This is a genomic window from Occultella gossypii (assembly GCF_019947135.1).
GTDB classification, from domain to species: domain Bacteria; phylum Actinomycetota; class Actinomycetes; order Actinomycetales; family Beutenbergiaceae; genus Occultella; species Occultella gossypii.
The window spans coordinates 87089-107623 of record NZ_JAGSHT010000017.1 but is presented as its reverse complement, the minus strand read 5'-3'; the positions used below and the strand labels follow the sequence as shown (position 1 = coordinate 107623).

At 71.3% G+C, this 20535-nt stretch carries 20 protein-coding genes; 8 read left to right on the top strand and 12 right to left on the bottom strand.

The genetic code is table 11. The features are described from left to right. Nucleotides 1-163 precede the first annotated feature (163 nt). From glpK to KCQ71_RS18150, 3 genes are all read right to left on the bottom strand, one after another. Complete coding sequence (glpK, locus tag KCQ71_RS18160; RefSeq protein ID WP_223408502.1) at nucleotides 164-1681, bottom strand: glycerol kinase GlpK; 1518 nt, start codon at nucleotides 1679-1681, stop codon at nucleotides 164-166. A 109-nt stretch (nucleotides 1682-1790) separates the two neighbouring features. Next, a complete protein-coding gene (locus KCQ71_RS18155) occupies nucleotides 1791-2540 on the bottom strand; it encodes an MIP/aquaporin family protein (RefSeq protein ID WP_223408500.1) in 750 nt (249 codons plus the stop codon). A 93-nt stretch (nucleotides 2541-2633) separates the two neighbouring features. Further along, entirely contained in the window at nucleotides 2634-4376 is a 1743-nt protein-coding gene (locus tag KCQ71_RS18150; RefSeq protein WP_223408498.1) for a glycerol-3-phosphate dehydrogenase/oxidase, read from the bottom strand. 164 nt (nucleotides 4377-4540) lie between these two features. On the opposite strand from KCQ71_RS18150, the gene KCQ71_RS18145 reads away from it, so the two are divergent. Both KCQ71_RS18145 and KCQ71_RS18140 read left to right on the top strand, forming a co-directional pair. After that, nucleotides 4541-5527: a sugar-binding transcriptional regulator gene (locus KCQ71_RS18145; RefSeq protein ID WP_223408496.1), complete on the top strand. Its 987-nt coding sequence runs from the start codon at nucleotides 4541-4543 to the stop codon at nucleotides 5525-5527. Continuing rightward, entirely contained in the window at nucleotides 5524-6096 is a 573-nt protein-coding gene (locus KCQ71_RS18140; RefSeq protein ID WP_223408494.1) for an amino-acid N-acetyltransferase, read from the top strand. The genes KCQ71_RS18145 and KCQ71_RS18140 overlap by 4 nt, the downstream gene beginning before the upstream one ends. 89 nt (nucleotides 6097-6185) lie before the next feature. Here the strand turns inward: KCQ71_RS18140 and KCQ71_RS18135 are convergent, their stop codons facing one another. From KCQ71_RS18135 to KCQ71_RS18125, 3 genes are all read right to left on the bottom strand, one after another. Then, on the bottom strand, nucleotides 6186-6737 hold the full coding sequence (locus KCQ71_RS18135) for a hypothetical protein (protein WP_223408492.1): 552 nt from the start codon (nucleotides 6735-6737) through the stop codon (nucleotides 6186-6188). Nucleotides 6738-6920: 183 nt separating this feature from the next. Next, entirely contained in the window at nucleotides 6921-7886 is a 966-nt protein-coding gene (locus KCQ71_RS18130) for an HhH-GPD family protein (protein ID WP_223408490.1), read from the bottom strand. A 47-nt stretch (nucleotides 7887-7933) separates the two neighbouring features. After that, nucleotides 7934-8761, bottom strand: a complete 828-nt coding sequence (locus KCQ71_RS18125; RefSeq protein ID WP_223408489.1) for a LysR substrate-binding domain-containing protein — start codon at nucleotides 8759-8761, stop codon at nucleotides 7934-7936. A 37-nt stretch (nucleotides 8762-8798) separates the two neighbouring features. Here KCQ71_RS18125 and KCQ71_RS18120 point away from each other — a divergent pair, with 37 nt between their 5' ends. Together KCQ71_RS18120 and KCQ71_RS18115 are read left to right on the top strand one after the other, a co-directional pair. Next, complete coding sequence (locus KCQ71_RS18120; RefSeq protein WP_223408488.1) at nucleotides 8799-9176, top strand: DUF5997 family protein; 378 nt, start codon at nucleotides 8799-8801, stop codon at nucleotides 9174-9176. Between the two features lie 68 nt (nucleotides 9177-9244). Continuing rightward, nucleotides 9245-10174, top strand: coding sequence for a hypothetical protein (locus tag KCQ71_RS18115; RefSeq protein ID WP_223408487.1), 930 nt, complete (start codon nucleotides 9245-9247; stop codon nucleotides 10172-10174). A 49-nt stretch (nucleotides 10175-10223) separates the two neighbouring features. On the opposite strand, the gene disA is transcribed toward KCQ71_RS18115, so the two are convergent. The 4 genes from disA to KCQ71_RS18100 all read right to left on the bottom strand — a co-directional run bounded on the left by disA (nucleotide 10224) and on the right by KCQ71_RS18100 (nucleotide 14289). After that, nucleotides 10224-11303 (bottom strand): DNA integrity scanning diadenylate cyclase DisA, encoded by a 1080-nt coding sequence (disA, locus tag KCQ71_RS18110; RefSeq protein ID WP_223408486.1) that lies wholly within the window; start codon nucleotides 11301-11303, stop codon nucleotides 10224-10226. A gap of 55 nt (nucleotides 11304-11358) precedes the next feature. Continuing rightward, complete coding sequence (gene radA, locus KCQ71_RS18105; protein WP_223408485.1) at nucleotides 11359-12762, bottom strand: DNA repair protein RadA; 1404 nt, start codon at nucleotides 12760-12762, stop codon at nucleotides 11359-11361. Nucleotides 12763-12849: 87 nt separating this feature from the next. After that, nucleotides 12850-13299, bottom strand: a complete 450-nt coding sequence (locus KCQ71_RS27715) for a phospholipase D-like domain-containing protein (RefSeq protein WP_308116663.1) — start codon at nucleotides 13297-13299, stop codon at nucleotides 12850-12852. Between the two features lie 12 nt (nucleotides 13300-13311). After that, nucleotides 13312-14289, bottom strand: coding sequence for a phospholipase D-like domain-containing protein (locus KCQ71_RS18100; RefSeq protein ID WP_308116662.1), 978 nt, complete (start codon nucleotides 14287-14289; stop codon nucleotides 13312-13314). Between the two features lie 345 nt (nucleotides 14290-14634). On the opposite strand from KCQ71_RS18100, the gene KCQ71_RS18095 reads away from it, so the two are divergent. Genes KCQ71_RS18095 through proC form a run of 3 tightly spaced genes read left to right on the top strand, consistent with a single transcriptional unit; the run spans nucleotide 14635 to nucleotide 17132 of the window. Then, nucleotides 14635-15627 carry a carbon-nitrogen hydrolase family protein gene (locus tag KCQ71_RS18095; RefSeq protein ID WP_223408484.1) on the top strand — a complete coding sequence of 331 codons (993 nt, stop codon included), beginning with the start codon at nucleotides 14635-14637 and terminating at the stop codon, nucleotides 15625-15627. A gap of 48 nt (nucleotides 15628-15675) precedes the next feature. Then, a complete protein-coding gene (locus tag KCQ71_RS18090; protein WP_223408483.1) occupies nucleotides 15676-16266 on the top strand; it encodes a hypothetical protein in 591 nt (196 codons plus the stop codon). Between the two features lie 32 nt (nucleotides 16267-16298). Continuing rightward, nucleotides 16299-17132 (top strand): pyrroline-5-carboxylate reductase, encoded by an 834-nt coding sequence (gene proC, locus KCQ71_RS18085; RefSeq protein ID WP_223408481.1) that lies wholly within the window; start codon nucleotides 16299-16301, stop codon nucleotides 17130-17132. A 65-nt stretch (nucleotides 17133-17197) separates the two neighbouring features. Here the strand turns inward: proC and KCQ71_RS18080 are convergent, their stop codons facing one another. Both KCQ71_RS18080 and KCQ71_RS18075 read right to left on the bottom strand, forming a co-directional pair. After that, complete coding sequence (locus KCQ71_RS18080) at nucleotides 17198-17896, bottom strand: potassium channel family protein (RefSeq protein WP_223408479.1); 699 nt, start codon at nucleotides 17894-17896, stop codon at nucleotides 17198-17200. Continuing rightward, entirely contained in the window at nucleotides 17889-19265 is a 1377-nt protein-coding gene (locus tag KCQ71_RS18075) for a TrkH family potassium uptake protein (protein WP_223408477.1), read from the bottom strand. Before KCQ71_RS18075 ends, KCQ71_RS18080 begins: the two co-directional genes overlap by 8 nt. A 75-nt stretch (nucleotides 19266-19340) precedes the next feature. On the opposite strand from KCQ71_RS18075, the gene KCQ71_RS18070 reads away from it, so the two are divergent. Further along, nucleotides 19341-20528: an acetoin utilization protein AcuC gene (locus KCQ71_RS18070; protein ID WP_223408475.1), complete on the top strand. Its 1188-nt coding sequence runs from the start codon at nucleotides 19341-19343 to the stop codon at nucleotides 20526-20528. Nucleotides 20529-20535: the final 7 nt, after the last annotated feature.

Below are 20535 nucleotides of genomic sequence, written 5' to 3'. Positions count from 1 at the left end.
GTTGCCGCCTGGATCGAATCCCCGGGGCCCTCACGAGCACGTCGAACTGTACGGGGTAGCACCGCCCAGCGCCGGTGCCACGTCAGGTCGGCGGTGGCGGCGTCGAGATGCCGAACGGCCCCCTCCCGGGCGGGAGAGGGCCGTTCGGCGGTGATTCCTCGGCTCAGGCCTCGGTGTCGTCGTCGACCCAGTCGAACGTCTTCGTCACGGCCTTCTTCCAGTTCCGGTAGAGGCGCTCCCGGTCGCCCTGGTCCATCGAGGGCTCCCAACGCTTGTCCTCGGCCCAGTTGTTGATGACGTCCTGCTCGCCGTTCCAGAAGCCGACCGCGATCCCGGCGGCGTACGCCGCGCCGAGGGCCGTGGTCTCGGCGACCTGGGGTCGCACCACCGGCACGCCCAGGATGTCCGCCTGGAACTGCATGAGCGTCTCGTTGGCGATCATGCCGCCGTCGACCTTCAGCTCGGTCAGGTCCACGCCCGAGTCCGCGTTCATCGCATCGAGTACCTCGCGGGTCTGGAAGGCGGTCGCCTCCAGCACGGCTCGCGCGATGTGGCCCTTGTTCACGTACCGGGTCAGACCCACCAGGGCGCCACGTGCGTCCGCCCGCCAGTACGGCGCGAACAGCCCCGAGAACGCGGGCACGAAGTACGCGCCACCGTTGTCGTCGACCGTCTTCGCGAGGTCCTCGACCTCCGGGGCGGAGGAGATGATGCCGAGGTTGTCCCGCAGCCACTGCACGAGCGAGCCGGTGACGGCGATCGAGCCCTCGAGCGCGTACACGGCCGGCTGGTCGCCGATCTTGTAGCAGACGGTGGTGAGTAGACCGTTCTCCGAGGGGATCTGCTCCGTGCCCGTGTTGATGAGCATGAAGTTGCCGGTGCCGTAGGTGTTCTTGGCCATGCCGACCTCGAAGCAGGCCTGGCCGAACGTGGCGGCCTGCTGGTCACCGAGGATGCCCGCGATCGGGACGCCCGGGACCATGCCGCCCTCACGGCCCTTGCCGTACACCTCGGAGGAGGAGCGGATCTCGGGCAGCATCGAGGTCGGGATGCCCATGTCCGCGGCGATGCCCTCGTCCCAGTTGAGCGTGGACAGGTCCATCAGCATCGTGCGGGACGCGTTCGTGACGTCGGTGACGTGCACGCCGCCGTCCTTGCCGCCGGTCATGTTCCACAGCACCCAGGTGTCGGTGTTGCCGAACAGCAGGTCCCCCGCCTCCGCCTTCGCGCGGGCTCCCTCGACGTTGTCGAGGATCCACTTGACCTTCGGTCCGGAGAAGTACGTGGCCAGCGGCAGGCCGACCTTGGCCTTGTACTTCTCGGCGCCTTCGGTGCCGCCGAGCTCCTCGACGATCTTCTGCGTGCGCGTGTCCTGCCAGACGATCGCGTTGTAGACGGGCTCACCGGTGGACTTGTCCCAGACCACCGCGGTCTCGCGCTGGTTCGTGATGCCGACGGCGGCGATGTCGCGGTGGGTGAGGTTGGCCCGGGTGAGGGCGAGTGCGACGACCTCGCGGACGTTCTTCCAGATCTCGAGGGCGTCGTGCTCCACCCATCCGGCCTTGGGGAAGATCTGCTCGTGCTCGAGCTGACCGGACTCCACGATCTGCCCGGCGTGGTTGAAGATGATCGCGCGGGAGCTGGTGGTGCCCTGATCGATGGCGAGTACGTAGTCGGCCATGGTGTTTCCTCTCACTTCCTTGTGGTGCGCCCGTGGTGCGGGCGTTTCGTGCGATGGGGACTGAGATGGCCGGGCGCGGACCGGTATCGGCCGCCGCCCGGCCGGTGGATCAGAGTGAAACGGTGGCGAACAGACCTGCGATGACGCCACCGACGATCGGTCCGGCGACCGGCACCCAGGAGTAGCCCCAGTCACTGGAGCCCTTGCCCTTGATCGGCAGCAGGGCGTGCGCGATCCGGGGGCCGAGGTCACGGGCGGGGTTGATGGCGTACCCGGTCGGGCCACCGAGGCTGGCGCCGATGCCGACCACCAGCAGGGCGACGGCGAGCGGCCCAAGACCCGAGGGCGTGTGGCCGAACGCGATGATCACGTAGACGAGCACGAAGGTCGCGATGACCTCAGTGACGAAGTTCCAGCCGTAGGAGCGGATCGCCGGCCCGGTCGAGAACACGGCGAGCTTGGTGCCGTCGTCCGCGGGCTGGTCGAAGTGCTGCTTGTATGCGAGCCAGCACACCACGGCCCCGATGATCGCGCCGATCATCTGGGCAAGGATGTAGACGACCGCGTTCGGGACGGTGCCCGCGATGACCTCGAGGCCGGCGTCGGCGTTCCCCGGGAAGAAGTCCGAGCCATTGGCGAGGAGTCCGAGGGTGACCGCGGGGTTGATGTGAGCGCCCGTGGAATACGCGACGTACACGCCCGCGAAGACGGCGAGGCCCCAGCCGAAGTTGATGAGCAGCCAGCCTCCGTTGTTGCCCTTGGTGGTGGGCAGCACGGCATTGGCCACCACACCACAACCGAGCAATGTCAACATTGCGGTTCCGAGCACTTCCGGCAAGAAGATTGCACTGAAGTCCACGATGTGCCTCTCTTTCTGATTCGGGAGGTGTTACCTGTGTGAACGCCCCATCGCGCGCCACAACGCAAATACTGCCGCTTCGCGGCTGCGTGGTCAGGAAGGCTCGACGAGCGAAATCATCGGGGCGATGTCGTCAGCCTGCAGTCGTGCCTGCTCACCCTCCTCGTCGGTGGCGGTCAGGGCGGCCGACTCGGTGGCCGCGCGGCGGTCGAGGTAGGAACGCCGTTCGGTCTCGCGGCGGGCCTGGTCCCACCCGAGGATGGGGGCGATGATGTCGAGGATCTCCTCGAGCGCAGCCTCGCCCGCGTCCGGGACCTCGTACTCGAGGCGGGTCCGGTGGGCCAGCACGTCCTCCAGGTGGAGGACGAGCTCGTGGGTCGCGGCGAATGCGATCTCTGCCCGCAGGTAGGCCGGGGCGTGCTCAAGCGGCCGGGCCAGGTCGGGCTGTGCCTCGACCGAGTCGACGATCTGGGTCAACTGGGAGCCGTAGCGGTGCAGCAGGTGATCGACCATCGCCTTCGTCCATCCGTACTTCTCGGCGTAGGCACGGGACTTGCGGCGCACGGCCTGCAGTCCGACTGCCCCGGCGAGCGGGATGTGGTCGGTGATCGAGGGCAGCGACTCGGCCCGGTCGCCGAGCGCGAAGTCGACCGCGTCCTTGGCCATCACCCGGTAGGTGGTGAGCTTGCCACCGGCGATCGCCGTGAGGCCGGGGGCAACGGAGGCCACGGTGTGCTCGCGGGAAACCTTCGCAGAGGACGTGCCCTCCTTCGTGCCCGGCTGCAGCAGCGGGCGCAGCCCGGCCCAGGTGCCGATGATGTCGTCCTTGGTGAGCGGATTGGCGAGGACGGCATTGGCGTGCTCGAGCACGTACTCGATGTCCGCGTTCGTGGCCACCGGGTGACGCAGTTCCTGCTTCCAGGGCGTGTCCGTGGTGCCGATCACCCAGTACCGGGACCACGGGATCACGAACAGGACACTCTTCTCGGTCTGCAGGATCAGCCCCTTCTCGCCGCGGATCCGCTCGCGGGGGACCACGATGTGGATCCCCTTCGAGGCCAGCACGTGCAGTCCGCCCTCCTCGGCGGCGAGGCCTTCGGTCTCCTCGGTCCACACGCCGGTGGCGTTGATGACCTGATCGGCCTTGACCGTGAGCCGTTCCCCGGTCTCCGCGTCCACCAGCACCGCGCCGTCCACTCGGCCGGAGGTCTTGGTCAGCTCGACCACCTGGGTGCGGGACGCGGCCAGGGCGCCGTACTCGGCGGCCGTGCGGACCAGGGTGACCACGAGCCGGGCGTCGTCGACACTCGCGTCCCAGTACTGGATGGCCCCGATGGCGGCGTCGTGCCGCAGATCCGGGAAGACCCGCTCGAGTTCGGAGCGGGACAGATGCTTGTGGAACGGCAGTGCGCGACGGCGCGAGGTCAGCGAGGCGAGGGCGTCATAGAGCCCGACGCCGGAGCCGACGTAGAAGCGCTGCCAGAACCGGTGCTCGAGCGGGTACAGGAACGGCACCGGACGCACCAGGTGTGGCGCGATCTCGGTGAGCAGGAGGTCCCGCTCGGTGAGCGCCTCGTGGACCAGGGTGAAGTCGAGCATCTGCAGGTAGCGCAGTCCGCCGTGCACGAGCTTGCTGGACCGGCTGGAGGTCCCGGACGCCCAGTCCTGGGCCTCCACGATGCCCACTCGCAGGCCACGAGTCGCGGCGTCGAGCGCGATCCCCGCGCCTGTCACACCACCGCCGATCACGAGGACGTCGAGCGGGGTGCCGTCGGACATCGCGGCAAGCGCATCGGTTCGGGTCTGGGCGGTCAACGCGATCGTGGCCACTGTCATCTCTCCTCTTCGAGGCTGCCGTCGGGGCCAGATTCGAACCTGGACTCCTCGCCCGACGGGCCCTGAGGACATGCTTGCTCTGTCCGCACGAGTGCGCAATCATCATGCACGAATGTGCAGCGCCGTTCGGGCGAGGTGACCGATACGTGAGGGCGAGGTGAGCGATGCGTGCGGACGACGCGTTCCGGGCGGCCACGATGTACTACCTGCAGGACCAGACCATGGACGTCATCGCCCGCACGCTCGGGATCTCCCGGTCCACAGTCTCCCGGCTGATCAAGTCCGCACGCGAGGACGGCATGGTGCGGATCTCGCTGCGCCCGCCGAGCAGCACCGGGTCCCAGCTGGGGCACCGGTTGTCCGCGACGTTCGGGATCAAGGCGCACGTGGTCTCGGTCCGGGAGAGTGCCTCGGAGGTGCACCGGCTCGAGCAGGTGGCGATGGTCGCGGCCGGCCTCATCGCCGAGTGGTTCGGGCCGGACATGGTGCTCGGGGTGGCCTGGGGCACCACGGTCGCGGCGATCTCGCGTCATCTCAAGTCGTCGCCGAGCCCCGGGAGCGTGGTGGTCCAGCTCAACGGCGCCGCGAACACCTATGCCAGCGGCGTCACCTACGCCAGCGACCTGATCGCGGCGATCGCCGCGGCGTTCGACTCCACGATGTATCACTTCCCGGTGCCGGCGTTCTTCGACTTCCCGGAGACCAAGCGCATGATGTGGCGCGAGCGCAGCGTCCGGCGGGTGCTCGAGATGCAGCAGCGGGTCGACGTCGCGCTCTTCGGGGTCGGGGCGCTGTCGGCGGAGGTGCCGTCGCACGTGTACTCCTCCGGCTACCTCGACGACGCGGAGATCGCCTCGCTCGCCGCCGACCGCGTGGTCGGCGACGTATGCACCGTGTTCCTGCGCGAGGACGGCAGCTTCCGCGACATCGACATCAACGCCCGCGCCACCGGCCCGAGCCCGCTCGAGCTGCGCGCGATCAAGCGCCGGGTGTGCGTGGTCGTCGGCGAGGCGAAGGCACACGCCCTGCTCGGCGCTCTGCGGGCCCGCGTGGTCACCGATCTGGTGACCGACGAGACGACGGCCCGGCATGTGCTCGGCCTGCTCCGCGGTGCGCCGGGCGCCGCCGAGGGTGGCAGGCTGGTGCCGTGAATCCCGACAGCTCAGGTGGCCCCAGCAGCACCGATCCGGCTGTGGTCCCGCTGATCCGGCCCGCGCTGCCCCGGGACGTGCCGACGATCCGGACCCTCGTCGAACCGTACGCCGAGCGCCGCATCCTGCTCGCCAAGGATCTGGTCGGCTACTACGAGGGGGTCCAGGAGTTCCTGGTCGCGGAGGTGCGCGGGGAGGTGGTCGGCTGTGGCGCCCTGCACGTGATGTGGGAGGACCTCGCCGAGGTGCGCACGCTGGCGGTGCGTGCGGACACCCGCGGCACCGGCATCGGTCACCTGATGCTCGAGGCGCTCCTGGCGCGGGCCGTCGACCTCGGCCTCAAGCGGGTCTTCTGCCTGACGTTCGAAGTGGGCTTCTTCACCCGGCACGGGTTCGCCCCGATCGTCGGTGAGGTGGTCGAGCAGAGCGTCTTCCATGAACTGCTGCTCTCCCGCGACGACGGCATCGCCGAGTTCCTCGACCTCGCACGGGTGAAGCCCAACACGCTCGGCAACACCCGCATGCTGAAGGTCCTCGACGTCCCCGGCGGCCCGGCCCCGGTCGCGTAGCAGGGTCTCCTCGGGCGGCGGTCGCTTCGTCGTAACGCCCGACGGCGGACGTCGGGTTGGGCGCCGGTGGTCGCCTCGGGCGGGGCTGCTCAGGCGCGCCGCATCGGCGCGAGCAGCACCTTGACCCGCACGATCGCGATGACGACCGCGACCTGGATCGTGAGCACCGCCCCCACGGCGGCGCCGAGCAGTCCGGCCGGGGCGGCGATCGCCCAGACGGCGACCCCGACGATCGCGGCCACCACGACGACGCGCAGCAGGAGCGCGAACCGCCGGGCGGTGCGCTCGACGGTCCGCGCCGGCAGCAGGCGGCGGCCCACGTCGGCCGAGTCGGTGCTGCCGGGCTCGCCGACACCCCGCAGGATCGCGGCAAGGCCGATCCCGGCCAGCACGGCGCCGATGATCGCGAGCAACTGGCCGACCGCGAGCAGCGTGAACCCGGCGACCATCGGAAGGTCCCGGCCCTGCGGTCCGGCCATGCTGAGCGCACCCGCGCCGATGAAGCCGAGGACCGCCGCCACGGCGCACATCGCGAGCAGGGTCCGGGTGTGCGCCTGGACGCCGCGCGCGATCACCACGTCTGCCGGGGCGTCGGCGGGCGGTGTGCCGGACTCCGAGGGCTGTGGGGATGGCGTGGTCACGGCAACCGAGCGTACCGGCCACGCGAGATGGCGCCGGGCGGCACCACCGGGCTCGGCGGGACCGGTCATCGGACCGCACGACCTGCCACCGTCGAACGCGACATTGTTGGCTTCGTCCGCTCCGAAAGGGCCAACGATGCCGCGTTCGCCCTGGCGTCGACGCGTGCGGCAGGCAAGGGCCCGTCAGGTGAGCGGCAAGGCGTACCCTTCCGAACCGCCTTCGGGCCCTGTCTCGGCGGCCACGAGGCCGTCGGCGAGCAGGCCGGCCAGGGCGCGGTCGAACTGCGGGCCCGGCTCCCAGGCCGCGGCCAACTCGGCGGGCGTGAGCGGACCGGGGGCGGCCCGAAGCGCCGCCAGGAGCCGGCCTCTGGCCTGACGGTCCGTGCCGTGCCAGGCCTGGGTCCGGCGCTTGCCGGCGTGGGAGTCCGCGGGTGCCCCGGCGCGGCGCCAGGCGCACACCGACCGCACCGGGCAGGCCGGGCAGGACGGGGCACGGGCCGTGCAGACCAGCGCACCGAGCTCCATCAGCGCCGCGTTCCAGCGGGCGGAGTCCTCGTCACCGTCGGGCAGCAGGTCCAGCGCACGCTCGGACTCGGCGGCCAGCAGCGACGGCGGCGGCAGCGCCTGGCCACCGATCAGGCGGGCCAGGACGCGGCGCACGTTGGTGTCCAGGACGACGGCGCGGCGCCGGTGGGCGAAGGCCGTCACCGCCGCCGCCGTGTAGCTGCCGACGCCGGGCAGGGCGAGCAGGGCCGCCATCGCGGTGGGCACCCGGCCGGCGTGCTCGCGGGCGATCACGCCCGCCGCCTCCCGCAACCGCAGGGCCCGGCGCGGGTAGCCGAGCCGGTCCCAGGCCCGCAGTACGTCCGCCGGGGTGGCGGCGGCCAGGTCCGCCGGAGTCGGCCACCGCAGCATCCAGTCCCGCCACCTCGGCTCCACCCGGGCCACCGGGGTCTGTTGCAGCATGATCTCGCTGACCAGGACGCCCCAGGCGCCGGCGGCGGGGTCGCGCCAGGGCAGGTCGCGTGCGTTGGCGGCGAACCAGTCGAGCAGGGCCAGGTGCAGATCGTGTGCCGACCCGGAGCCGGCGCGGCCCGCTCCTGCCGCGCCCTGAGCAGCGACGTCGCGGAGCTCCACGGGTGTGGTCATGGCGCCAAGCCTAGGTGGGTCGACTCGCCGGGCGTGCGAGCGCTGCGTCAGCCGCGGCGTCGCCCGGAACCGCCGCGCCGCCCGCCGGTGGACCCGCGCGCCCGGCCACCCTTCCCGCCCCGGCCACCGGCGCGCGAACCGTCGCGGCCGCGCCCGCCCTTCACGTCGCTGCCGCCCTGGCGGGCCTTCCCGCCGCGCGGTGCGGCGGAGGTGGAGGAGGCACCGCCGTCGGGCTCGGCCTGGCGACCACGGGAGGAGTTCACCGTGCGGCCGCGCACGATGCCGACCAGGTCCTCCACCTCATCCGTGGTGCGTTCGCTGACCCAGGCGAGCTGCACCGGAGCCGCGGGGCCGCCGTCGAGGCTCCGGTGGGTGACGTCCTTGCGATGGTGCAGCCGGGCCAGCGACTTCGGCACCACGAGTAGCCCGATGCCCGCAGCCACCAGTTCCACGGCGGCCGCCGTCGTGGCCGGCCGCTCGCGGGCGCCGATCCCGGGCAGGTCCGCCGCGGCGGCGTACAACACGTCGTCGAGCGGGTGCAGCATCGTCTGGTCGGCCAGGTCCGCCACGGTCACCGGTTCGTCCTCGCCGAGGGCCGCGAACAGATGGTCGCGGGAGACCACGACCACCGGTTCCTCCACGTAGACGGTGATGGCGCTGAAAATGGCGGCGTCCAGGGGTGGGCGGGTCAGGGCGGCGTCCGCGAGACCGGCCACCAGGTCGGCGGCGGCGGCCGCCGGCTCGAGCGGGACGAGCGTCAGCGGGATCCGGTGCCGCTCCTGCCAGATCCGGACCCACTTCGCTGGGGTGACGCCCGGCACGTACCCGAGCCGGAAGCCGGTGGCCTGCGCGGAGTCATCGGCGGGGGCCAGCATCCGCTCACCCTAACGGTGAGGACCTACGCTGGTGCCCATGAGCACGAAGGATTCCTCCCAGACCATGAAGTCGACCACCGCGGCCAAGCGGCTCGGCATCTACCTACCGGCGGCGCCGGAGGAGTTCCAGGCCGCCACCCCCACCCGCGCTGAGCTGGAGGAGCTGGAGCGCAACCCCCCGGAGTGGTTGGTGGAACTGCGCCGCAACGGCCCGCACCCGCGCCCCGTGGTGGCCGGACGGCTTGCGGTCTCGATCGGCGGCCTGGCCCGCGGCGGGGTGACCGAGGCCCTCACCACCGAGCAGATCCAGGCGCTGCGCGATGACCCGCCGGCGTGGCTCGTGACCGAGCGGGCCATCCATGCCAAGGTCCGCGCCGAGGAGGAGCGGCTCCAGGCCGAGCGCACCGCGGACTGACGCGAGAAGCGCATCACACCTCGGAGAGCCTCGCCGGAGTTCGCCGCTCCCGGCGTTAACGTCGGGTCGTGACCAGCCAGACGCGCGGGAAGAGCTCGAGGCAGCGGTCGGCCCAGGCCGTCGCCGCCACGGGTGCGGGCCGGCGTTCGGCATCCACGGCGAAGGCCGGCACCGCGTCGCGGCGGGCCACGGCGACGACGACCGCCCGGTCCGCGACCGCGACGACGTCGCGCGGAACAACGCCTCGGACCAACGCGGGCTCGGCGAAGCGTGCCGCCGGCTCCACGAAGAACGCCGCTGCCCCACGTGCCGGCGGGGCGGGGGCGAAGGGCCGCTCGGGAGCCGGCGGCTCCGGTCGCGGCGGCCCGAACCCTCCGACGCGCGGCACCTATCTGCGCCGGCGGCTGGTCGTCCTGCTGATCGCCGCGGCCGTGATCGCCGCCATCGCGTTCGGGGTGACCCGGTTCCTGCTGCCCGCGCTCTCCACCGAGGATCCACCGACCACGGCCGAGACCTCCGCCGAAGGCGCCGAGCCCACCCCGACGGACGGCGCCACCGACCCGGCCACCGGCACCCCCGACGAGGACGCCCTGGCCAACCCGGTCAGCTGTGTCCCGGCGGCGGTCGGCCTGACCCTGACCCCCTCGGCCGCAAGCACGGCGTCCGGCTCCGGGCTCGGCGTGGCCGTCGAGATCGTCAATGCCGGCCAGGTCGCGTGCCTGCTGGACGTCGGCGCCGGTGCGCTGACGCTGGAGGTCTACTCCGGCGAGGACCGGGTCTGGTCCACCCAGGACTGCCCGGCCGCCGCGGCCGAGCTGCCGGTGCTGCTGGACACCGGCGCCGGCCAGTCGGCGTCGTTCACCTGGCCCGGCACCCGCAGCGCGGCCGGCTGCCCGGGCGGGCAGCCGGTGGCCGGCGCCGGGACCTACCGGCTCGTGCTGGGGCTGACCACCGGCGGCGGCCCGGTCACGACCGAGCAGGTCTTCACCGTCTCCTGAGTTGAGCTGAACTGAGCGACGAGTAGAGCGCGCGCCACCTGCGCAGTCCTCAGACGAAGCGCTCGAGCAGCGAGGACTCCGCCTGGCGCGACAGCCCTTCGCGCACGGCCCGGGCGCGCTGGGTACCGACGCCGTCGACCACCTCGAGGTCGTCGATCGTGGCCGAGAGCATCCGCTGCAGGGAGCCGAAATGCTCCACCAGGGACGTCACCACGGACATCGGCAGCCGCGGCACCTTGGTCAGCATCCGGAAGCCTCTGGGGGCGATCGCCGAGTCCAGGGACTCGCCCTGGCGGCCACCCACGCCGATCACCCGGGAGATCTGGGTGAGGTCGATCAGCTGGGTCGAGTCCAGCTCTGCGAGTGAGCCGAGCACGTCGTCGAGGGTGCGGGCGCTGCGCACGTCCAGGTAGTCCCGGACCACGAGCTCCAGGTCCGGCCCGATGCCGCCGATGAGCTCGTCGAACTGGAGCGCGAGCAGGCGCCCGTTCGTGCCGAGCTCCACCACGTAGTCGGAGATCTCGGCCGAGATCCGGCGCACCATCTCCAGCCGCTGCACCACGGCCGCGACGTCCCGAACGGTGACGAGGTCCTCGATCTCGAGGGCGGAGAGGGTGCCGGACACCTCGTCCAGGCGGGACTTGTACCGCTCGAGGGTGGCCAGTGCCTGGTTCGCGCGGGACAGGATCACGTCGGAGTCCTCAAGCACGTACCGGTGCGCGCCCACGTAGAGCGCGACGATCCGCATCGACTGGCTCACCGAGATCACCGGGTAGCCGGTCTGCTTCGCCGCTCGCTCCGCGGTGCGGTGCCGGGTGCCGGACTCCGTGGTCTCGATCGTGGAGTCCGGCAGCAGCTGCACCGCAGCCCGCACGATCCGGTTGCGGCTGTGGTCCACGACGATCGCACCGTCCATCTTGGCCAGCTCCCGCAGCCGGGTGGAGGAGAAGTCGACGTCGAGCTCGAACCCGCCGGAGCAGATCTCCTCGACGACCGTGTTGTACCCGAGCACGATCAGGGCGCCGGTGCGCCCTCGCAGGATCCGCTCCAGGCCGTCCCGCAACTCGGTCCCCGGCGCGACGGCGCGCAGGGTCTCCCGGAAGAGTTCGGGCAAGGCCACGTCAGCCACTGAGGTCCCCCAACGAGGTTCGAGAGTTTCGCTGCCGACGCAGCTCGGCCCAACTCTACGCGAGTCGGATCGGGCGTCGCCGGACGCCGAACTGCGCCGCCGTGATCGCCTGGTGCAGGTCCTCGGCCCGGACCACGTCGATGCCGTCCGGCATGGCGCCCTCGAGGTCCGTCGCAGCCGGGATGATGGCCCGCGAGAACCCGAGCCGGGCCACCTCGGACAGCCGCCGCCGGGTGCCGACGGCGGGGCGCAGGTCCCCGGCGAGGCCCACCTCGCCGATGGCCACCAGGCCGTCAACGAGCTCGAAGTCCTGCCGGGCGCTGACCACCGCGAGCGCGATGGCCAGGTCCGTGGCGGGTTCGAGGGCCCGCGCCCCACCGACGGTGGAGACGTAGATGTCCATGCCAGAGGTGTCGATGCCCGCCCGGGAGCCGAGTACGGCGAGCGTCATCAGCACCCGCGAGGAGTCCACACCGGCCGTGGTGCGGCGGGCGTTCGGCATCACGGTGCGGTTCGTCAGTGCCTGGATCTCCGTCGGCATCGGGCGGCGCCCGTCCAGCGTGACCGTGACGCAGGTGCCGGGCACCGGGTCCCGCTTGCCGGACAGGAACAGTCCGCTCGGGTCCGCCAGCGAATGGATGCCCGTCTCGGTCAGGCTGAAGCAGCCGACCTCGTCCGTTGTCCCGTACCGGTTCTTCACCGCGCGGACCATCCGCAGCTCGGAGTGCTTGTCCCCCTCGAACTGGCAGACCACGTCCACCAGGTGCTCCAGGACCCGCGGCCCGGCGATCGACCCGTCCTTGGTCACGTGGCCCACCAGCACCACCGGCGTGGCGGTGCGCTTGGCCACGGCGATCAACGCCGCGGCCACCTCCCGGACCTGGGATACGCCGCCGGCGGAGCCGTCCACCTGTGCGGAGGCGATGGTCTGGACGGAGTCGATGACGAGCAGGTCCGGGTCGTTCGCCTCGATGTGCCCGAGCACGGTGCCGAGGTCGGTCTCGGCGGCCAGCAGCAGGCCGGGCCGGATCGCGCCGATGCGCTCAGCGCGGAGGCGGACCTGGCTCGCCGACTCCTCACCGGTGACGTAGAGGACCTTCGAGCCGCCCTCGGCCGCGCGCGCCGCCACGTCCAGCAGCAGGGTCGACTTGCCCACGCCGGGTTCGCCGGCCAGCAGCACCACCGCCCCCGGCACGATCCCGCCGCCGAGCACGCGGTCGAACTCCCCGACGCCGGTCGGCCGGAACCGGGCCTCCTCGGCATCGACGTCCGCGATCGGCTGCGCCGGGCTCCGCAGCGGCGCGGAGACGGCCGTGCGCGGACCGGTGGGGGCGCCGCCGGCCTCGACCACCGTGCCCCACGCCTGGCATTCGCCGCACCGGCCCACCCACTTCGCCGTGCTCCAGCCGCACTCGGTGCAGCGGTGGACGGGGCGCTGGGCGCGGGCGGTCGAACTCATGTCCACGACGGTACCGCCGACCTACGACACCAGACCGAGGCGCGCTGCGGGTGTGTGGACGGGTGGCCGTTGGCGCGTGGGGGAAGGTCACTGGACGGCGGACGTCAATCGCATGACGTTGTCGAGCCACCGTTGCGTCAGCGGGCGCTTCTTCCACTCCGTGAGGGTCAGCTCGCGGCAGACCGAGCGGTAGGCGTCCTCGACCTCGCGCAGCTCCGCCACGAAGGAACCTCCGGTGCACATCATCGACACCTCGAAGTCGAGGTTGAACGATCTGATGTCCATGTTGCTGGAGCCGATGACGGCGGTGTGGTCGTCGACGGAGAAGTGCTTCGCGTGCAGAACGAACGGGTACGGATACCTGAAGATCCGGACGCCGGCCTCCAGGAGGAACCGGTAATAGGAGCACTGGGCATGGCTCACCATCAACTGCTCGCCCTTCTCGCTGACGAACAGCTCGACGGCGACGCCGCGCTGTGCCGCGGTCGTGATGGCGGAGAGGAGTGACTCGTCGGGCACGAAGTAGGGGCTGGTGATGGACAGCCGCTCCTATGCCCCGTAGATCAGTGCGTTGAAGAGACGGAGATTGTTCTCGTCCGGGAATCCCGGACCGCTCGGCACGATCTGGCAGGTGAGATCACCCTGATCCTCGGGGAACTCCTCGGTCTGGACGTAGTCGCGCAACCGCTCGTTGGTCTCGATGAACCAGTCGGAGGCGAACACGAGGTTGAGGGACTGGACGACGGGGCCCTCGACCCTCGCGGTCAGCTCGCGCCATTTCCGACCGTTGGCCTCGTGCTTCTTCTTGTGGTAGCTCGAGTCGATCATGTTCTGCGATCCGACGAACCCCGTCCGGCCGTCGACGACCACGATCTTGCGGTGGTTTCGCAGGTCCGGCCGACGCCACTGGCCCTTCAGCGGCTGGATCGGCAGCATCGGGTGCCATTCGACGCCCGCCTGATCGAACGTGGCCAGCAACTCCTTGTGGCCGGGCAAACCGATGGTGGAGAGATGGTCGAAGAGCACGCGCACCTTCACACCGCGCGCGGCGACCTCCAGCAGGGCTGCGATGAAGGGCTCGCTGGTGGTGTCCCGGCACAGCATGAAGTACTCGACGTGGACGTAGCGTTCGGCGGTGCGGACCAGGTCCGCCTTCGCCTGGATCGACTCCTCGTAGCCGGAGAACAGCTCGGCCGAGTTGTTCTGCACTGCCGGCATCCACGCCAGTCGCCGGTTCAGCACCATCACCGGGTCGAGCCAGTCCGGCCGCTCGGGCGAGGGGGGCAGCGCGGGGACCCCGGCCAGGCCGGCTCGGATCAGCTCACCCGCCACACGCTGCTCCTCGCGGCGCTTCCGCGGCACGAACGTGCTGCCGATCAGCAGGAACAGCAGCAGGCCGACGCCCGGCAGGAAGAAGATCAACAGCAGCCACGCCATCGCCGAGGACGGGCGCCGCCGCTCCGGCACCAGACCGAGGGCAACCAGGTTGATCAGGAAGACCAGCAAGCCGATCAGGAGCGTCGTCATCGGATCACCCCGGGCCGAGCGCCCATAGCAACCATGAGTCCGTCCTCTCAGTCTTGGCTGATCCTGACACAACCGGGACGGCCGAACTCAGGAATGCCGCGACGAAGCGACGCGGATCGCACCGCGTGTCGAAGGACCCGCGCCCACCACGGCACCGGGTAACGTCGTTCCTGTTCTTCCGGCGTGGCCTACGCCGAACCTCCTCGGACCGACCCCAGCTCGGTCCACTGCACCGTTGCGCAACCGGAGGCAAAGGGACTCGGTCTCAGGTCGCCGTCGTCAGACACTCGGACGCCGTGCACCGGGTACCGCTGGGGGGAGCCGGGGCGGGGCATCGGAGTTGACATGACGATCGATCGAGCACTCAAGAACAAGATTCGTGACCGGGCCGCGCGCACCGGCGAGTCGTACACGGCGGCCCGCCGGCACCTCGTCCGCACCGACACGGAGCCGGGCCCGACCCGCGCGGAGCACGAGCCGGACGGCGCGTCCGTGCGGGTGGCCGTCGCGCAGACGAGGCCACGGGAGGATCCGGGCGACGTCGCCGGCTTCGCTGCGGCCGGCGATGAGGTGGTGACGCTGATCGACGAGGCCGCGCGGCTGGGTGCGACGCTCCTGCATCTGCCCGAGGCGGCCCTGTGCTTCCCGTCGAAGCAGCTGCTCTCGTCGGTGCCGGGTGAGGTGGCCGAGGCGGACTGGACACGGTTCGCCTGGGATGCCCAGGCTGCGGCCCTGTCCCGGATCCGGGCCAGGGCTGCGGAGCGGGCCATCTGGGTGGTGATCGGCGCGGTGACCCGCCCGGCCGCGGACGCCGTTCGCCCGCACCTGAGCCTGCTGATCATCGACTCGGGCGGTCGCCTCCACGCGAAATACGACGAACGACTGCTGTCCCGGACCAAGGCGACCTACCTCTACGCGGCGGGCACTGGCCCGACCCTGTTCGAGGTGGACGGTGTCACGTTCGGCTGCACCTCGGGGCTCGAAGTCCTCTTCCCCGAGGTCTACCGCGACTACCTTGCGCTCGGCGCGGACTGCGTCCTGTACTCCACTGCCGGGCCTGGGGATCCCGGGGCGGACGGGACACTCACGTCGTCGGCGCTCGTCGCGGCCCGCCACGACGGGATGTGGATCAGCTACGCCGTGCACAGTGACAAGGCACCACACGAGCCGTCGGGTCTCATCGATCCGAACGGGACATGGCGCGCGCGCTGCGAGGCCGTCGACGCACCGGCGCTGACGATCGCCACCGTGACGGCGCGGCCGGAGGACCCGGCGCGGCAATGGCATCGGGAGATGGCCGACGCGTACCGAACCGGGAGGCCCGACGCGGACGGCTGAGCAAGGGCGGCCCATTAGGCTGGCCCGGACTCACGCGAAGGGACGTCCATGGCCGCGATCGGCAAACTCGAACTGAACCGGCGCACCGTCAGCATCGGCGTGCTCGTGATCGCCGTGGTCGCGGTGATCACCGTGTTCGTCGCGATGCTGCTGTCCGGCCGGGGCGACGCCGGTGACCCGTCGGTGACGATCACCACCACCGGGCCGGTACCCACCCCGGAGGCCGAGCCGATCGCGCGGGACACGAGCACCGCACTGCTCGCGGCGCTCCCGGACACCGTGCTCGGCTACGCCGTCAGCGCACAGGTCGCCGACGAGGCGATGGTGACGGCCGGCGCCATCGAGGGGTGGCAGCTCACCTACACCGGTGCCGACGGTGACGTGACCGTCCGGGTCGGCCAGTGGGAGAGCGTCGAGGAGGCCGCCGCGGCACTGCCGGCCGTGGCCGCCCTCGACGGCGCCGACGTGGTCGAGGACGGTCAGGTCGACGTCGCGGGTGCCGCCGCCGGCACCTTCCAGATCCTCGAGGCGGCCGACGGCGCAGGCCGGGCCGTGTGGACGAACGGCACCGTCGGCTTCGTCGTCGATGGTCCGGACGCCGACTCCGTCCGCGGCGTGTACCAGGCCTACCCGCTGTGAGTACCGCACAACCGCCGAGGAAGGACATCGACGTGCCGATCGGGAACGAGTCAGGTGCCGGGGCGGACGTCGCCCTGATCGGCGCCGGCGTGATGGGGGAGGCCATCCTGGTCTCCCTAATCGGTGCCGTCGGGGCCGAGCGGATCCGGATCAGCGACGGTCGGGCCGAGCACGGCGCCGCCGTGGCGCAGCGCCACGGCGTGCGCTGGTGCGCCACGAACACCGAGGCCGTCGACGGCGTCGGTGCGGTGGTCATCGCCGTCAAGCCGAAGGACGTGGGAGCGCTCGCGAGCGAGATCGACGGGGTGCTGGATGCGGCCGCGCTGGTGGTCTCGATCGCCGCCGGGATCCCGACGGCGTATCTGGAGTCCCGGCTCAGCGGTACCAACCCCGTGGTGCGGGTGATGCCGAACACGCCTGCCACGATCGGGCACGGCGTCAGCGTGCTCAGCGCCGGGACGAGCGCCACGGCCGAGCACCTGGACCGGACCGAGCAGCTGCTGGCCGGGACCGGCACGGTGCTGCGGGTGGACGAGGCCTATCAGGACGTGGTCACCGGGATCTCCGGCTCGGGCCCGGCGTACGTCTTCTACCTGATCGACGCCCTCGCCGAGGCCGGCGTCCTGGGCGGGCTCAGCCGGGACGTGGCACTCGACCTGGCCCGGGCCACGGTCGCCGGGTCCGGCGCGATGGCGCTGGCCTCCGGCGAGCACCCGGCGATCCTGCGGGAGCGGGTCTCCTCGCCGGCCGGCACCACCGTCGCGGGAGTGCGCGAGCTCGACGAGCGGGGCGTGCGGGCCGCGGTCATCGCGGCCGTGGACGCGGCGCGGGCCCGGTCCGTGGAACTCGGCCGCGACCTGACCTGACCTGCGACCACCCGCCGGGGACACAACTGGGGCAACCCCCGCCGTCGGGCGGCGGCTGGCGGCGCTCAGGGCCGGCGCGCGAACTTCTCCAGCAGCACCGTGTCACCGGAGAGGATCAGGGTGTCCTCCGCATCGATGCGGGTGCTCTCGGTCGCGTACTCGAACGGCTGCCCCGGCGGCTTCACACCGATCACGGTGACCCCGTACTTCTTGCGGATGTGCGACTCGCCGACGGTGAACCCGTGCGTCTCCTGCGGCGGGCGCATCTTGACGATCGTGAACCCGTCCTCGAGCTCGATGAAGTCCAGCATCCGCCCGGAGACCAGGTGCGCCACCCGGGCGCCGGCGTCGTGCTCGGGGTAGACGACGTGGTGCGCGCCGATGCGCTGCAGGATCCGGCCGTGCTCGGCGGAGATCGCCTTGGCCCAGATCAGCGGCGTGCCCAGATCCACCAGGTTCGCGGTGATCAGCACGCTCGCCTCCAGCGACGTGCCGACGCCGACCACCGCGATCGGGAAGTCCTTGGCGCCGAGCTGGACCAGCGCGTCGGCGTTCGTGGCGTCGGCCTCCACCAGTGGCAGCCGCCCGCTCCAGGTCTGGATCAGGTCCGGGTCGCGCTCCACGGCCAGCACGTCGCGGCCCAGCTCGTCGAGGGTGGCGGCGAGCGAGGCGCCGAAGCGGCCGAGCCCGACCACCAGCACCCCGGCATCGCTGCTCGGCCGCGCGGCCTTGGCCGTGTTCCCTCGTGCTCTGTTCTCAACCAATGATCGGCCTCTCCTCGGGCATCCGGATGACCCGGCGTCGTTGACGCAGGGCGAGCGCGGCAGCAAGTGTCATTGTCCCGGTCCGGCCCGCGAACATCAGCGTGACCAGCACGTAGTGCGACGACGTCGGCAGGTCCTCCGTGATTCCGGTGCTCAGACCGCACGTCGCGAACGCCGAGATCACCTCGAACAGGATCACGTCCAGGTGCAGGTCCGTCTGGACCAGCAGAGCAAGGGTGGCCAGGCCCACGAACGTGGCGCCGATGAAGGACACCGCGATCGCCAACCGGACGATGCTCAGCTCGATCCGGCGCCCGAAGGCCTCGATGTCCCGGTCGCCGCGGGCCTCGGCGACGATGGCCAGCAGCATCACCGCGAACGTGGTCACCTTGATCCCGCCGCCCGTGGAGGCGCTACCCCCGCCGACGAACATCAGCGCGTCCTGCATGAACCAGGTGGCTTCGCGCATCTCGCCGATGTCGACCGTGGAGAACCCGGACGAGCGCGGTGTGACGCCGGCGAGCAGCGATCCGACGATCCGGTCGCCCACCGGGAGACTGCCGAACGTGGCCGGGTTGGTCCATTCGAAGGCACCGATGAGCACCGCACCGAGAACGAACAGCCCGGCGCTGGTGATCAGAGTGAGTTTCGCGTGCAGCGTCCACCGGCGCGGCTGGCGCAGGTTGGTCGCCACGGACAGGATCACCGGGAAACCGAGCGCGCCGACGAACGTGCCGACGATGATCGGCAGGCACATCCACCAGTCCCCGACGTAGGCGTTCAGGCCCCCGGGGAGGATCCCGATACCGGCGTTGTTGAAGATCGAGACCGCCAGGAACCACCCGTTCCAGGCCGCCGAGCCCAGGCTCTCGCCCAACGTCAGGAACCGGGGGATGAGCACGATCGCGAGCACCGTGGTCAGGCTCAGCGAGGCGATGATGACCGCCCGGATCAGCGTGCCGACCTCCCCGAGCCGGGTGGTCTTCGTCTCCTGCGCGGCGAGCAGGCGCTGGGTCAGCCCGATCCGGCGGGACACGGCCAGCCCGAGGATCGAGGCCAGGGTCATCACACCGAGGCCGCCGACCATGATCGCGAACATGATCACCACGTGCCCGAACGTGGACCAGTAGCTGGCCACGTCCACGATCGTCAGGCCGGTGACGCACACGGCCGAGGTGGCCATGAACAGCGCATTCATGAACGGTGCCGACTCGCCGCTGGTGGTCGCGATCGGCAGCGACAACAGCGCGGTGACGACCGCGATCACCCCGAGGAAGACCATCAGGGTCAGCCGGGCGGGCGAGTGCCGGGCGATGGCATCGACGGCATCGCGTCCGGCGCGTAGCAACGACGGGATCTCTCGCGCCACCCGCTCTCCTCACCCCTGTCCCGACGATGCGGAGCCTACTGTGCCACCAAAACGCTGGTGGCGTTACGGTGAACCATGCCCACGCCGCCCGCGTCCGTCGCACTTGCCTGGAGTTCCGAGCTGCTGGGATACGACTTCGGCGTCGGGCACCCGATGGCACCCGCCCGGCTGCGACTCACGATGGATCTGATCCGCGCGCTCGGCCTCCTGGACACGCCGGGGCTGCGCACGCTCGAGGCCGCCGAGGCCAGCGACGAGCTGCTCGCGACGGTGCATGACCGGGATTTCATCGCCGCGGTCCGCGCCGGTGGTGACGGCCGCCCCGACCTGGTCCGGGGCCTGGGCACCACCGACAACCCGGTCTTCCCGAGGGTGCACGAGGCCTCTGCGCGGATCGTCGGTGCGACCGTGGCGGGCGCGGAGGAGGTCTGGTCCGGCCGGTCCCGGCACGCGGTCAGCCTCGCCGGCGGCATGCACCACGCGATGGCGGCCGCGGCGTCCGGCTTCTGCATCTACAACGACGTCGCGGCAGCGATCCAGTGGCTGCTGGAGCACGGGTGTGAGCGGGTCCTGTACGTGGACATCGATGCCCACCACGGCGACGGTGTGGAGCGGGCCTTCTGGGACGACCCCCGGGTGGTCACGGTCTCGGTGCACCAGAGCGGGGAGTCCCTGTTTCCAGGGACCGGTTTCGCTCAGGATGTCGGTGGGCCGAACGCCCGCGGCAGCGCGGTGAACGTGCCGTTGCCCGCGCACACCTCGGACGTCCCCTGGCTGCGCGCCATCGAAGCCGTGGTGGCGCCGCTGGCCGAGGAGTTCGCCCCGCAGGTCGTCGTCAGCCAGCACGGCTGCGACACCCACCGCCGGGACCCGCTGACCACCATGGACATCTCGATGGACGGGCTGCGCGCCGCGGCGGTGCTGATCGGTGAGCTGGCCGAGCGCCACGCCGGGGGGCGCTGGCTCGCGACCGGCGGCGGTGGCTACGACATCCTCTCCACGGTGCCGCGGGCCTGGGCCCACCTCGTCGCGGTGAGCGCCGGCGTGGACCTGCCGGGCTCGACGCCGGTGCCCGCGTCCTGGCGCGAGGAGGTCGCCGCACTCGGGGACCTGGACGCACCCCGGACGATGGGCGACGGCGTGGACGTGACGTTCCGGACCTGGGTGGATGGGTTCGACCCGGACGATCCGGTCGACCGCGCCATCATGGCGACCCGCCGCAGCGTGTTCCCGTGGCACGGACTCGACCCACTCACGGCATGAATTTTGC